Annotated in this window: 14 protein-coding genes; 12 read left to right on the top strand and 2 right to left on the bottom strand. The window is 55.2% G+C overall.

Annotation, left to right across the window (positions count from 1 at the left end; translation table 11 throughout):
* The first annotated feature begins 30 nt into the window (after positions 1 to 30).
* From ACSVIK_RS01625 to ACSVIK_RS01605, 5 genes are all read left to right on the top strand, one after another.
* Positions 31 to 1,404: a hypothetical protein gene (locus tag ACSVIK_RS01625; RefSeq protein WP_442442624.1), complete on the top strand. Its 1,374-nt coding sequence runs from the start codon at positions 31 to 33 to the stop codon at positions 1,402 to 1,404.
* Positions 1,405 to 1,551: 147 nt separating this feature from the next.
* Positions 1,552 to 2,841, top strand: a complete 1,290-nt coding sequence (locus ACSVIK_RS01620; RefSeq protein ID WP_442442623.1) for a hypothetical protein — start codon at positions 1,552 to 1,554, stop codon at positions 2,839 to 2,841.
* A 149-nt stretch (positions 2,842 to 2,990) separates the two neighbouring features.
* Positions 2,991 to 3,485, top strand: a complete 495-nt coding sequence (locus ACSVIK_RS01615; protein WP_442442622.1) for a hypothetical protein — start codon at positions 2,991 to 2,993, stop codon at positions 3,483 to 3,485.
* A gap of 278 nt (positions 3,486 to 3,763) precedes the next feature.
* Positions 3,764 to 4,150, top strand: a complete 387-nt coding sequence (locus ACSVIK_RS01610) for a DUF5983 family protein (protein WP_442442621.1) — start codon at positions 3,764 to 3,766, stop codon at positions 4,148 to 4,150.
* A gap of 183 nt (positions 4,151 to 4,333) precedes the next feature.
* Complete coding sequence (locus ACSVIK_RS01605) at positions 4,334 to 4,918, top strand: glutathione S-transferase family protein (RefSeq protein WP_442442620.1); 585 nt, start codon at positions 4,334 to 4,336, stop codon at positions 4,916 to 4,918.
* 69 nt (positions 4,919 to 4,987) lie between these two features.
* Here ACSVIK_RS01605 and ACSVIK_RS01600 read toward each other — a convergent pair whose 3' ends face one another.
* A complete protein-coding gene (locus ACSVIK_RS01600; protein ID WP_442442619.1) occupies positions 4,988 to 5,266 on the bottom strand; it encodes a hypothetical protein in 279 nt (92 codons plus the stop codon).
* 138 nt (positions 5,267 to 5,404) lie between these two features.
* On the opposite strand from ACSVIK_RS01600, the gene ACSVIK_RS01595 reads away from it, so the two are divergent.
* Together ACSVIK_RS01595 and ACSVIK_RS01590 are read left to right on the top strand one after the other, a co-directional pair.
* Entirely contained in the window at positions 5,405 to 5,791 is a 387-nt protein-coding gene (locus ACSVIK_RS01595; protein WP_442442618.1) for a helix-turn-helix domain-containing protein, read from the top strand.
* Entirely contained in the window at positions 5,766 to 6,932 is a 1,167-nt protein-coding gene (locus ACSVIK_RS01590; protein ID WP_442442617.1) for a site-specific integrase, read from the top strand. Before ACSVIK_RS01595 ends, ACSVIK_RS01590 begins: the two co-directional genes overlap by 26 nt.
* A 3,140-nt stretch (positions 6,933 to 10,072) precedes the next feature.
* Here ACSVIK_RS01590 and ACSVIK_RS01585 read toward each other — a convergent pair.
* On the bottom strand, positions 10,073 to 11,191 hold the full coding sequence (locus ACSVIK_RS01585; protein WP_442442616.1) for a prepilin-type N-terminal cleavage/methylation domain-containing protein: 1,119 nt from the start codon (positions 11,189 to 11,191) through the stop codon (positions 10,073 to 10,075).
* Positions 11,192 to 11,412: 221 nt separating this feature from the next.
* On the opposite strand from ACSVIK_RS01585, the gene ACSVIK_RS01580 reads away from it, so the two are divergent.
* From ACSVIK_RS01580 to ACSVIK_RS01560, 5 genes are all read left to right on the top strand, one after another.
* Positions 11,413 to 12,165: a hypothetical protein gene (locus tag ACSVIK_RS01580; protein ID WP_442442615.1), complete on the top strand. Its 753-nt coding sequence runs from the start codon at positions 11,413 to 11,415 to the stop codon at positions 12,163 to 12,165.
* Positions 12,166 to 12,259: 94 nt separating this feature from the next.
* Entirely contained in the window at positions 12,260 to 12,766 is a 507-nt protein-coding gene (locus tag ACSVIK_RS01575) for a hypothetical protein (protein WP_442442614.1), read from the top strand.
* Positions 12,767 to 12,794: 28 nt separating this feature from the next.
* Positions 12,795 to 13,100, top strand: a complete 306-nt coding sequence (locus ACSVIK_RS01570) for a hypothetical protein (RefSeq protein WP_442442613.1) — start codon at positions 12,795 to 12,797, stop codon at positions 13,098 to 13,100.
* A gap of 89 nt (positions 13,101 to 13,189) precedes the next feature.
* Positions 13,190 to 13,540, top strand: a complete 351-nt coding sequence (locus ACSVIK_RS01565; protein WP_442442612.1) for a hypothetical protein — start codon at positions 13,190 to 13,192, stop codon at positions 13,538 to 13,540.
* 160 nt (positions 13,541 to 13,700) lie between these two features.
* Complete coding sequence (locus tag ACSVIK_RS01560; RefSeq protein ID WP_442442611.1) at positions 13,701 to 14,033, top strand: Arc family DNA-binding protein; 333 nt, start codon at positions 13,701 to 13,703, stop codon at positions 14,031 to 14,033.
* The last annotated feature ends 121 nt before the right edge of the window (positions 14,034 to 14,154 follow it).

Raw genomic sequence — 14,154 nt, 5'->3', positions numbered from 1 at the left:
TATACCACCCGATCACAAGGAGTGACCTTCGTGGCCATCGACCCAATCAGCAGCCTGCAGATTCGGCGCAAGGTCGCCAGTCTTTGGAGAATAAAGGCCAGGGCCGCTACTTCCCCGCTGACAATCCTCTCGCCCTTCATCACCGGGGAGCTCTGCACCAGCCTGGTGGAAGGTAAAGCCAACGCCAGGATTTACACACGCTTCGACGTACCGCTCTTTGCATCGGGCGGATCGAGCTTGGATCAGCTCGAGGCACTGCTCAGAGCCGGTCATCAGCTCTTCAAGATTGATGGCCTTCACGCCAAGGTAGTGATGGACGAGAGCAGCTTCGTCACGATCGGCAGCCAGAACCTTACAAAGCGCGGAAGACTTCATAACAAGGAGCTGTCTGCCGCGTTCACCAGCGACAAGGTTCGCGACGTGGTTAGGGCCCGGATAGCTCCGTGGCTCGAAGAAGCCGAGCCGATTACGGCTGAGATGATTCAATGGATGCGGGACAACGTGAAAGACCCTGCAGCTCTCCACAAGGCCTTTCGTGAGGCATGTGAGACGGTCGAACTCAGTTTCGCAGCTCAATTCAAGCGCCAGGCCGATGTTCTCCCCCTGACTGAGGATGCGGATGGCTCGGCCGTCAAAGTGGAGCGCGAGCGTCGACTACAGGCAATCAGGGGGAAGATCAGCGAACGAATGACACCTCTGAAGAAAAGCTTTCCAGCACAACGATGCAGAGTCATTCAGCCCAAGAAGAAGAACCACAGCCCCTTTCTCTCCGTAGGGTCCGGTAGCTTCACCAACTGGCAGATCGAGCAGAAGACTATCGAGCTTGATCAAGGTAAGCGCTACCTCTGCGCCTTAGAGTCCGGAGATATTGGCTGGGTGAGAGTCGCATCCGGGCGGATCACCAAAATCTCTCGGGGCTTCGCTAGCGCGGATGGCATTTTGCCAATCGATCGATCTCTTTCCCTGGAACTTTCAGGTGACCTGACTGATCTGCGGCGACTGCCTCCAGGCGCAAATCTAGCCGCCATAGTCTGGCGCGGCGAGACCAGGATCTGCACCCTCCCCGTTATGTTCGACCTCAAGGAATGCGAGGTTCAGGACCCTATACACCCGAACGGCCGGCCACTTCGTCTCAGACCTGGTGAGAAGCGCACCGATGAGGTCGTTGCCTGGCTGAGCTCGCAAAAAGAAGAGACCCGTCGAATCATTCTCCGGGAGATCTTGGGGCCATTCGACTTTCGGGAACGGCTGCTAGGAGAGAACGCTGACAGCTTCTTTGGTGCTCCCGGTTCCTACTGCTTTGCTTCAGTAGCAGAGGTAGAGCGAAAGCCAGTGCTACTGGTCACCTTCCCTCTCGGCCACAAGCGCAAGCGCCAGCGACATACACCGACTAAATCGGCCTGACAGCAAGGCTGATTCGCGTCACCACCACACGGAGGCCCTCAGCAATCGGAACCCGGTGAAATCGCTTAACTGGGTTTGGGTTGCGCCACACCTGATCGGCGGTACCGTGGCTCAAAGCCCATCCTGGGCATGATTACGGAGAGAGTCATGCAGTACGCCGTCGATATCGGTACCAACAGGCTTCTGAATGCAGATGGAACGGAGGTCGGTACCGCGGATACCGACAGGCCGACACTTCATTTGCTACCTGAACTTCTCATGCCCGTTGGCTGCCACTTCAAGCTTGAGGATATCCAGCTCGAGGTTAAGTGTCCCCCTGAGCTGCAGAAGCTGCTCCTGCCCCAGTCTGGGATCACCATACGCCAGCCATACCCCAATCCACGCTACGTGATCGGTGGCTCTGTTGAGTCTCGGAATGGCTGGTGTGTCGACGCCTCAAATCTACCGAAGGGCCTGCTGATCGAGTTCCGCTGGACGATCTCCGGAGATACCGCAGAGGCATGCTCAGGCAGGCGCCTATGGGTTGTACGCCATGTATTGCTTCTGACCCTGGAAGAAGGGGCACATCGCACCTACACGATGTCAGTGAGCGACTGGCGTGTGCGAGCTGCGCCGGCGGCGCCGATCTTTCTTTCGGCCATTGCAATGCCACGAGCCTCGGACTTCACACCACAGTACATGCAACGAAAGATCACCCGACTCACTGAGCTTGAGCACGGACATGTTTGCGATGGCTCAGGCCTGCTACTCGAGGAAGACCTTTCGATCCCGCCTATCCCGTTCGAACAGGCGACCGGCATCAACGCGCACCAGGATCTCCAGCTACACGAAATGACCCGCCAGGCATCTTTCGAGGCCGGCAACTCTGAGCACCACGCGCTGGCTCACGTTCAGCTCCCGCCTGAGGTGCTGATAAAAGCGGTATGCCTGGCCCAGACGCTGCCTTTCGACACCCAAGAAATGGATGATGGACTTGATCACACCGGTTACCTGGAGAACCACCCAGCCTTGCAGGTGCTACGAACTTGGTGGGAGGACAATAAACCGCAATGTTCTAGCGCGCTACCGTTCGGTTTTGCGATGCCCTACGTTCGTGTCGCCGATGGCGGCGACTACCTCTGCGGCTATCGAGAGATTCCAGATGCCAGCCTTGAGCACATGCAAGGGCTTGAGGATACCTGTGCGAGTTGTGGCGACGCGGTCATTTTGCAGTTCATGGCCAGCCAGCGACTGCACAAATACGACGAGCACGGCTCACTAACCATCCAGTTCTCCAATGGCCAAGAGGCGTCCACTGTCGGTGTTGCTCGGCAAGATGTCGTCTCCGGCCGCTATGACGAGGCCTGGTACAGTCTCCAGGCCCTGGCCATGCTTCCAAGCAACTTTCCCGAGGCCTACGCGGCGCTCGAGCATCAAGCAACGCTCAGCGCGGACTGAACGCCATAAGCCGGCCAGGCAGCAGGTTGCTGTCTAGGCCGGCGCTGATGAAAAAAGTACCCGGTATCGGGTTCTGCCACTCCACTCCTCCCCTTTCAATGCCCTCCTCTCTTCGCACATCTGCGAGGACTACTCACCTAGGAGCGGGCATGCAGGACTACACAGTGGTACCCAACGAGGCGGCAATCGAGCGGATGGTGCGCCTAATGGGCATGCAGTACATCAACTACGATGGAAACCTGTTCAACACCTTCCGCGCGCTCGCCGGCGAAGCCTACACCGGCGGGCTCTGGGAATACCGTGAGTATCCGAACGGGATTGTCGTCATGGTTTACCCCAGCCAGGATCTCGTAACGTGCACTTGTCATGGGCTCATGAAGGACATCGAGATGAGCCTGGAAACGCTGTCCCTGGTCGCCAATGGCTATGTGCTGGCCGGTCTTCAGAACCTGGCAGAGACGCACAACGACCATGAGAGTTCCGAGCGCCTACACGACCTGTACTTCGGTGTGCGCGATGCGGTCTCAGGCCTCATGAATTTCGTCATAACCGATCAAGGTATTCGCGAGCCGGCAGAGCAGGATCTGCTGAAGCCGCGCAGTCGCCACCCCGAAAGCCAGAAGTTCTTCGACATGCTGAGTTGAGGGTCTGGCTTCATGCCTGCCAGCCTCATTCACGCATGCAGTTGACCCCATCTCCCCTGGCCTTTCGGAGTAACCGATGCGATCCCACACGCTCGACATAACGCTAGACAGCGACATAGACCTTAGACAGCTCGCCTGCAAGCGAGTGGCGATTGAGCAGCTCCCAAATGGTCGCTACCGCCTAACCTCCGCCTTACGCCTCTATCGCTGCGAGGGTGCCACGTTTGCCTATCGGCTGCTGAAACGCCGACGTCCTGGAATGCAGGCTTACAGCGGGAATGCTAGCCGGCCAACAGGATACTTCTGGCGCCATGACTGGCAGCTCAACCGCTAATTTCCAACTAGGAGCCCCCATGGAAATCCTATCGCTGCCTGTCATCAGCACTCAGCACCTCACTGCGGGTGTGGCTGATCAGCTATCCAAACTCGGCAACAACAACACCTGGTGCCCTTGCGCTGCCTGGCCCAACGGCTTCTTCATCTGTCTAGACGATCTGGAAGGTCGCGTAAACGCCCCCCCACAGTGTCTGGTAGATCTGCGTGACTGGCTGAAGGCCAAGAACCTGACAGATGTGGATTCGACAGGGCAACGCTCCAGATCGTGTTGGTTGCGCCTTGACTCCGATGGGGAGGTACAACCGGACATCCCGGTATACGAATGGTAGAAGCTCGCCTGGCTTCGAGCGCAAGCTGGGACTTTGAATCAAGCGCCTCCTCATAAGGGCTTGATAGCCCAATCAGCACCACCAGCTTGATTCGCCCGCGAGGGAGTTTCCTTGCGGGTGGTTCTGGCACACCTTGGCTGGCCGCACACTAGCTCTATCGCATTAACAACCGGAGCTAGCACCATGTCGATCTCGTCCACTACCAAGCTTTTCGTCAAGGCAGACTGCATCGCATCCAGCATCGTTCGTTTCGCCGCACAGGTGAAGCAACTCGACTTCTGCTGCATCGACATTCAAGAGAACAGCAAGCTGGCCAACAGCGTTGGCGTACAGCGTGTGCCAGCCCTGAGCGACCGCTATGTGACTGTGAGCGACCTCGATATCGTGCTTGAGTATCTGGAAGAGCAGAATCCAGCCATCCCGCTGCTACCGGCAAACGTTGCCGACAGAGCGATCTACCGGAGCGTGATTCGAACGCTGCACAGAGAGGTGTTTCCGCTTCTGGACGAAGCCATTGCCGCCAACGCTGATGCCGTTCAAAAGCTGCGTCAGCAGTTGCAGGAGTTCAATGCCACCCTCGAAGGCCGCACCTACTTTGCTGGGGAATCGATCTCGTTGATTGACATCACTCTCGCTCCCTGGCTCCTACGCGCTATCAGCAAGGGGCTTTCAATCAAATCTCTCCCCCACCTGAGCGCCTACGTTGACCGGATCAAGCGTCTGCCGGCTTTCGCAGAAATTGCTGTTGCATCACCAGTAGCGGCCTAAGTCATCCAGACAAGGAGCATTCGCCGCCGCTGGTGCGTGCTCCCTATCACTGGCTGCTTTGGAGAATTGCTAGTCAGCGTGGAGATCGCGCTCTGCAAGGGCCAATCGGCGGCCATCGAACATCTCGATCAGAAGGCCTGTCCGGCGCCCGGCTCTGCGACCCGCAATCACCAACACGTCACCGTTAAAGCGCCCCAACTCGATGCTGAAGTCAGGCTCAAACGAGCCCGTTGGCCAGGCGTACAGCACTCCGTCCAGCAAGCACCCCTCAGGGTCCTCAGACTCAAACAGCACGTACTGCAGTGATGGGTTGTAGGTTGATTGCGCCAGATGCTCGCTTGCGTTCATTGATGCCCCCAGCAGGGTTATGAATGTGAGCGTCCAATCGTACCTGATAGAGCGCACAGGTTTTTGCACGCCAGTACTACCATCATTGGTTATAGATTGCTGACCTCTTAGACCGAAATTAGTACCCTGCGCGATTTTTTGGCCATCGGCCTAAGACTTGGCAGCGGTGCGAAATCAAGGCTCTGCAGAATATACTCCGCAGACGACTTTACTCTGCAACTCGACAATCCGCCCCACTACACATGGGCCGGTGCGTTGAACAGTCGAAAGCCAGATCACAACTATGCCTTCGGCCTGGTTCTACGAGACCTAAGGCTGCAGTCTGGCTATTCCCAGGAAAGGCTCGGCTTTGATGCCGGGTATGACCGTACCTATATCAGCTTGCTCGAGCGCGGCCTGTGCTCACCGACACTGGACACTGTCGTGTCCCTTTGCTCGGTGCTCAACGTCACGCTGATTGAGGCTTTCTCCAGCGTCGAGTCTAAGCTGGAGGAACTGGATGCAAGTCGACCTGACCCTACGTGATGGGTTGATCAAGTACCAACAAACGATCTCGATCCTGAAGAAGGGATACGCTCAAGAGTCGTATCGAATCAGGCAACTACTTCGTTGGGCTGATGCCGATCTCCTCATGCGCGAGATCGGCAGCCCCAACATCGCGAGGTATCGGGACGAGCGGCTTACCCAGTTGAACCCGAAAACTGGAAAGCCCATTTCACCTTCGACCGTTCGGCTAGAGATGTCGTTGCTGAGCTCGCTCTTTGACATCGGCTGCATTGAGTGGGGCTCGTGCGACCAAAATCCAGTCAAGAACGTTCGCAAACCACCGCCTAGCCCAGGCCGCGACCGCCGCATTTCACCCCGAGAAGAGCGGCTTATCCTGCGCTACTGCAAAAATCACGCGACGACAGATCTGTACTCGATCTTTGTACTGGCATTGGAAACCGCGATGCGGCAGGGGGAACTGCTGAAGCTCGAGTGGGATCACATCAACCTACGCATCGGGATTGCCCACTTGCCTGAGACAAAGAACGGCACAAAGCGGGATGTACCTCTGAGCATTAAGGCAAGAGCTGCGCTGCTTCGCATGGGTGTGAAGCAAAAAGGCCGGGTTTTTAGCTACACCTCGAATGGCTTGAAGTCAGCCTGGCGAATCATGATGCATCGCCTTGGTATCGAAGATCTGCACTTCCACGATACGCGACATGAAGCGGCGTCGAGGCTGTCAGAGCTCGGCCGGCTCGACATCATGGAGATCGCCGCCATTACTGGCCACAAGTCCCTCGCGATGCTCAAGAGATACACACACCTGAAGGCTGCAAAGCTCGTCAAAAAGCTCGAAGGAAATGGCAACCGCGGGCGCCAGTTAGTGCTAGGCCAGCTGATTCCGTACCCTGCGATCACTGAACGTTCTGCAGAAGGAGAGTTCCAGGTGCGACTGCTGGACTTCGACGATATGAGAGGACAGGGCTCGTCCGTTCAGCTCGCGCTGCAGAGTGCTCAAGATCTCCTACTGCGACACCTGGTGACGGCTCTTCGGGATAGGGTACCGGTTCCCCCACCCAACCAGTACCTAGACGATGTCGATGACAGTTTGGTCTTCATGCTCGACCCTCTGGGGCAATCAGATATCACTGGCGAACCCCTCACACAAAATTTTGGATGATGAGTGAGGTGAAATCCTAGGAGAGCCTTGGAAACACTGAGTCTTGCCAATCCGGCGTGTGGCGTGGGAATAGTGGAGTAGGTGCTTGTAGTCGAGTTGAAAGTACTAGCGCCGGATCTGGATCATTGCACTCGACCAGCACCTGCCCCGCCAGCTACACCATGACGGGCCTAGCATGTAGGACGACGGATACTGGTGGCGACAGCGTTCAATACGACGCTATGCCACGAGTAATCACGAATAACTCCGTCACATGCTCGCGGATTGGTGCTGGCTCTACTGTAGTGATAACTGCAACAGCCATTTGCTGCCCTTCCTGATTGCCAATCCGGCGTGTGGAAGGGAGCTGCTTCGATAGGTCCAGTAAGCAGGTACACGTTAAGCACAGGTTCAAGTAGCACACAGAACTCTTCAATTGGTCAGCATGCATTTTGTGCGATTGGATACTTCACAACGCCTCAAGACAATGGTTTGTGCAGTGTGGCAACAAATGACGGAATTACATGGACTCTTTCAGCGAGATCATCTTCAGTAAGTGGGGATTCAGTAACTTGTAGGGCTAACTGCATAGACTGACCATCATTGCCAATCCGGTGTGTGGACAAATGGTGCAGGAACACCAGATGTTCGAGTGGCAAGCTGTACCTGTTACTCATCTGGTTGCGGTTGCAATCCGAGTTGCCCAGCCGGCTATACACTAATAAATCGTGCGTTTTCTGGCATTGACTCAAACTCTCACAGAAATAACCGGGTGCATACAGGCCTGTGTGCTAAATAGTTACTTGCCAATCCGGCGTGTGGGCTGGAAGTGCCGCAGAGCCAGGTGGCGGGTTTGCAACTGTTCGAGCAAATGGAGCGTGCAGATGGGTAAATCCAAGGACAGGAGCCTGCACCTGCCCACTAGGGACAATGGCAATACAGGTCGGTCAGATGTTTTATTCGTCCCAATGGGATACGAACGGCTTCGTGTGTAACTAGCTTGCCAATCCGGCGTGTGGAAAGGATCGGGAGCAAGTGGCACGTGGGGCGGAAGTTTCTGGTCGCAATCGGGCTCATGTATCAATGGCAATCCACTAACCGGAACTTGTAGCTGTCCCGCCGGTTACAGCACAAACGTACAATTTGATATTTGGGTTAACGGCTGCTGGCCATGCCGATCTTTCAGTTGTTATAAACCATGATTGCCAATCCGGCGTGTGGCTCAGCTCAGGTTCCGTTATAGGCGATCCTGACGCTGGTTGGTCTGAGCTCTCTAATGGAATGATTATGAACTGGGGAACCACCCCGGTATTAGGACGAGACGCAAGAGTTAACATCTACTTCGCTAGACCATGCAGAAAAAGTTATCCGAGCGTATCGACATCGACAGCACGGGATACCACTGATTCAGCTTCGACAACACATGTCGTACCAGTTGTTGGTCTGAATTATTTCCAAGTTAGAATCTCTGGCGATAGCCAAGCAATTCGTTGGACAGCGATGTGCAGTTAGTTTTGCCAATCCGGCGTGTGGCGCTCTCTTGGCGGAGGCAAGCCTAGTACGCTTGTAGTTAACGGTCCCGCAATTTCACAAGGAGTCAGTACAGTGAAATGCCCAGCTAGTTATCCGACTGTTCTGGAGTGTGGATACAAGCTCGACGCACACTGGGGAGCAAATTATCTCGTCGAGAGTTCCTACACAGATGGGAGCAACTGTGTAGCGGCATCAGACATAATTGGAAACTCCTACCACAGAACATTCCACGCTGTTGCACTATGCGCCGACTTCTGACCATCTTGCCAATCCGGCGTGTGGTCTGCGCCGAGCAGTGGAGGCTCTTGGGGCGGGTCATACTTTTATAGTCCGGGGCATGGAGGCTGTTATGTAGGAAACCCCATCACAGGTGGTTGCAGCTGTCCTGCTGGTTTTACTAGATATACGGCATTTTCAATTGCAGTTGGTGGTTGTTATCCATGCACACTGTATCAATGCGCCAAACCATAACCATCTTGCCAATCCGGCGTGTGGCTTGGAGAAGGCCGTGTAAGGTTTGGGGGGACATACCTAACAAACCACGGGGCCAATAATGTGGGTATGCCAGCTGGCTGTGGTCAGGCAAACATTGTTACTGGAAACTGTTCTTGTCCTGCTGGATATACGGCCAGACGCATTTCAATAGGCGCGTATTACTGGTGGAGCCCTTGGGATGGGTCAACATTTGGTTACTCATGCGAAGCGGCAATGTGATTGCCAATCCAGCGTGTGGGCGAGCAACGGTGGGGGACTGCAGTACGCACGGGTTTACCCGGCCAACTCAAGCTATGACCTTGGGAATGGCAGTAAAAACCTATTTTCGTGGGTTCCTACTAAAGCCAAGTGGGTCGAGGTAAGTGGATGCGGCTCATCATTCACAGTAGGAAGTGAGTTGATCGCTTGGACTTCATCGGCTCGATCTTGCGGTAAAGCAACTGTCGCACCTGGTACTTACAGCATTTCAGCGGGAGACTGGTGGACAGTTACCGCGTACTGGTACTAGCTTGCCAATCCGGCGTGTGGGTTGGCGGCGAAAGTAGGTTCGGAGGGGCATACACAAATATCGGGGCGAACGCTGAAACATCCTGCGGAATAACGAACCCACAGACAGGATGGTGTAGTTGCCCCTCTGGATACCTGTCTTATCTGACTGGTTTCAGTTATTCCGGAAGTACGCCTTACGTTTGGTATCGCATCTGTCAGAAATAACTAGTTTGCCAATCCAGCGAGTTGGCAGGATATGGCGGCCTTGGTTTCGGGCAGTCTTGGATTAGTCTCACTGGTTGTCGTCTCGCAGATACCCAGTATCAAGACAATACGACTAAACCAATCTATGTCTCAGTATCAGGTCATTGCGGTTCTACCGGCAGTGGGAACTATGTACGCCTGTACATAGACGGTATCTATATTTCCGGTTGGCACGCATCTCTTAGCAACAATAATGCTGGCAGTAACGCGGGCGGAATCGTGCCTGTCAGTAGTGCATATTATGTAACCGACAACAATTCGTTGTGCAAATTTACGAATTGAGCAGAGCTACGCTAACAAATATTCTAACTACTGGAAAAGGATATTGGTCTAATTGTGATTACTGCGGCCACTCCCAGTATAAGTGGCCACATGGCATTTCAGTCATAACAGATATACCCACAGCCCACATAGCTTTGCTGTGACCTATTGAAATACCAATTGCTTCCGGATTTATAGACTTGGCATAGACCATCGTCGCCAGAGTCAGAGCGATAGCTGCCTAGAGCGCAGAATTTCTTTGGACCAAGATTTGTGGTGCCGCTTCCGCCCATAATTACGCCGGAAGCGTATATATTGTTAACGTCCCCAGAGGACGAAGCCCACACACCGGATTGGCAAGAGAGTGTGAGGCCTGTTGAGTTTCTTGCGATCGCCCCTGTTGGCGAGCAGGACGTTCCCTCTGTTACCACCTTGTTCAGCTTCACGATGTCTCGGAAGTCGGTCTCACCGTTGAATCGGGCATCTGCGTTCACTGTCACGGCACCGTTCAGTGCTGTCGTGCCAACTACGCCCAGGTTGCCGCCGATTAGCGCGTTAGTCGAAACCCCCAGCACGTTTGTGACGGTTTGCCCTGAGACGGTTGCATTACCAGTGACACCCAAGCTCCCAGTTGTAGTTGCCCCTGCAACGTTCAAGCTGTTGGCATCGATGTGCGCTACTTCAGTGATGTTGTTCCCACCCAGCAGCAGAGTGGTCTCCATGCGATTGAGTTGCGCGTTTGTCTCGGCGACCCGGGAAAGCTTGCTGTCCAGGGCTGGCTCGCTTCCTGGCGTGCCGATGGTGGTCCTCACACCATTTGCTGGTGTGGTCAACGTCACCGTGTTTGCCAACCCATTCGCCACAACACCGTCGTAGTCGGTCGCGACGGTCTGGTCGATGCTGAATGTGGTTGCAGTGCAGGAGGTCGAGAGCGTTTGGTTGAACTTGTTGATGTTCGTGACGCCTGCGAGCAGTGGTGGCGTTGTCCCCTTTAGTGCGTTGACCGCACTTATGCAGGTAGCACCGCCTGGCCAAGATCCATTCTGTACTCGGTACTTTCTTGCCGCGTCGAGGATTGACTGCGTCTCCTCGATGGTGAGTTTCGCCCGGCCTTCGTTGTACTCATTGATCCAAACCGGGGTCATGGCTGCTGCGAGCATCGACATGACTGCAACGGCCACCATCACCTCAAGAAGGGTGAACCCCTTTTGCCGGGATCGGGCTTGGCGCTGATCCATGATGCTGAACTCCTCTTCCTGTATCGCAAAGGCGGCTGCAGGACGCAGCTCGCAGGTATGCGGCGACACTATCGAATGGAGAAATGGCCAACAAACCAAAATGAGGTAACGAAATTCGGGGCCTCACGCGTCGCTTGGCAGTGACAGCAGCTGCTCAGTTGTCTGTGCCGGTCGCGAGTGCGTGATTCGTTATAGAGAGCTTCTGGCACAGCGAGCCGAGGATGACGATATCCAAATCGTCGACTCCAGAGGCCTCGGATGCCATGAGCGCAATGAACCAAGTGGTAGAGCATGCCCAGCCAGCTACCGCACCGACACTTAAGCAAGCCAAGCTCAATGGCACCCTCAGGCCCCTCGATAAGCTACGACTTCGCTCACAGTTCGGCTTGATCGAACAGGCCTCCGCAAATGACATCCGCCGCGCGGCCGGTCTTTTGCTGCAGCGCATCACTGATTACTACCAGGTCATTCAGTACACCGGCCCAGGCTATGTTTACGGCCGGGTCGACTCGACATGGCCATCAGCCCTCTACGCCGAAGCCGAGCTCAACTACTTAACCAATCAATGGGACCATCGAGAGATGGGGCCATGCCATCCATCCTGCCCCATCTCGCGTGTTCATGACCTAGCCGGCTGGGCCTGCCTTCAAACAGCTCTGCTGCTTGCGGTTGAAGAGATGACAGCAGAAGTCCCTGAGGCCAAGCACGCATTTGATCAGGCGCGATACCTGGTCGACAGCATGGTTTCAGTCCATGAGATTTCAGGTGTGCAATGGAAGGATGCTCGCCGGCGGCTCCGCACCTCAGGCATTCGAAAGGTCCTGACTCGGCTTCAGCAAGTGCTTCCCCAGGTTTCCTTTGGACTTGGGTGTATTCGCCCACTTGTATTGGCTCCAAGCCAGGTAGCGGCTGCTGGGAACATCAGCGGTATCCGTGAGTGGTCCTTGCCTGTACCGGGTTCCGCGGCCGCCTAGTCATTAATCGCATTGGCTTCCTGGCTTCTGACACGCATCTGCGCGGCAGAGCATGACGGCATGAAATCAAGCAACACAGGACTTTGAACACAGCATGCTCATCACATTATTCAAGATCATCGGCAAAGGCCTTCGTTGCGCCACTGCGGAAGTGAGTTCTGCAACAGCTGCCAACCATCACTACCGACGCCCTCCCCTGTCGACCAGTGAGAAGGCTTACTGCTGGCTGATTGGTCTGTGTGAAGGTCTCGCCCAGGGCATGCGAGATTCCCGAAAAAAGAACCTGAGAATCGCCCAGTTCGATTCGTCAGCCTTTCCCCAGGTTAGCTTCAGCGTCCCCGCCTCAGCTCCGGAAATCATGCTTGTTGAGGTGACTAGGCCAGACGGCTTCGGGGTGCCTATGGATGTCTGCAGCACACTGAGCTTTCTCGAAGCACAGGCTGTTCGGAAGGGAATTCAGATCCTTCGCGATACCGGCGTCTTCAGCCTCACAGACCGCGAAACGCAAGAATTACTTCGCTGCACCGGTTCCATGACTCTTCCAGCTTCACTGAATGATCGATCTGATCCGCGTGTCACCTACGCGGACACCACCAACTGAACCTCAAGAACACTCCAAGGATAAACCTATGCGCAAGCCTCCGATGCTCACCTCCACCAACACCAACCTGGCAGCCGTGTTCGCGTGTATGGACAACATGGCTGTCGAGTTACTCGATTCCGCCGAAACCCTTCGTACTTCGGCACTTGCCAGCGTTGCAGGCGACCGCATTTCGAAATCAGCAGCGCAAATGGAGTCTCGAGCTGGCCAGATTCGTCTTCTGGTCGAAGACATCCGCGCGACTGGTGACCTGCATGGTTTTGACATGGCTTGTGACATCGCCGGCTGGCGCCCGAGCCAGCAAGCATTGGCCAGCCTGCAGGTGGCTCATTGAGTCCAGGTGAATTTTCACCTGCTGGGTTCTGACACACACCGGCCAGGCCTACCTTGAGCACATCAAACAAGTGCAAAGGAGCACCATCCATGAATCGTTCTATCAATCTCGTGACCAGTGACGGCCAAGCATCTGCACCGCTTTTCGCAACGTTCGATCAGGACATTCAGGGGACCCGGTACACCTTTGGTGTCCATCGCAATTTGTCCTGCTCGAATCACCACAAACTGTCCGAGTTTTCTACCGGCATGGGGATTGCGGAGATCCAGGATCTGGAGATCAGCGATATCGGCGCCGAACCAGTTGCTTACGACGACCTCGTGAAGTTCGGCCGTCAGGCTCTGGATGCAGTGATCTGCAAGCATGGCATTGATGCAGTCAGCCAGATCCTGAACCAGAACCAAGCATCCCGCCCGGTTGTAAACCGGCTGAATGGCTAAACCAGGATTTTCATTCATGGCTTTCGGCCTAGGTACCTCTCTCTGGACCGATAGACTTTGACTTTCAGTACGCCGGTGAACCCGGCTCCAATGAGTTTTCAAAGGCATGCGGTTGTTGTACCGCAGCCTGGAATTGATAGGCCCCGAGGCAAGGAATCACATGTCTACTACTCAGTTTCCCAAAGCTTCATCTCGTACTGCTGACAAGTTCGTCCTTCGCCTGCCTGAAGGTATGCGTGAGCGTGTAGCCGACGTAGCCCGTGACTCGCATCGCAGTATGAACTCGGAAATTATCGCGCGCCTGGAGCACAGCCTGTGTGGTCAGGCGACGGTTCTTCCGTTCGAAGCAGTAGATCCAGGATCGCTCAGCGCAAGCGAGGCTCAGTTGCTGGCCCGCTTCCGAAAACTGACCAGTCGTCAGCAGGAAGCACTGATCGATGTTCTCGATCCTGAGGTCGACGCGGTACGCGCACCAATCGCTATGAGTGCGTAAATCAGCTACCTCGCCATTAAGCACGCTAGGCCCGGCTTGAGTTCCACAGCCGGGCCTTTCATTTAGAGGCATCTTCAACCCCACGCATGGGTGAAGCGCGCTTCTGCCACCTATAGGGCCA

This window comes from Pseudomonas sp. NCHU5216, from assembly GCF_052156495.1.
GTDB lineage: Bacteria > Pseudomonadota > Gammaproteobacteria > Pseudomonadales > Pseudomonadaceae > Aquipseudomonas.
The sequence above is the reverse complement of the archived record's forward strand: the minus strand, read 5'-3'. Positions and strand labels throughout refer to the sequence as shown.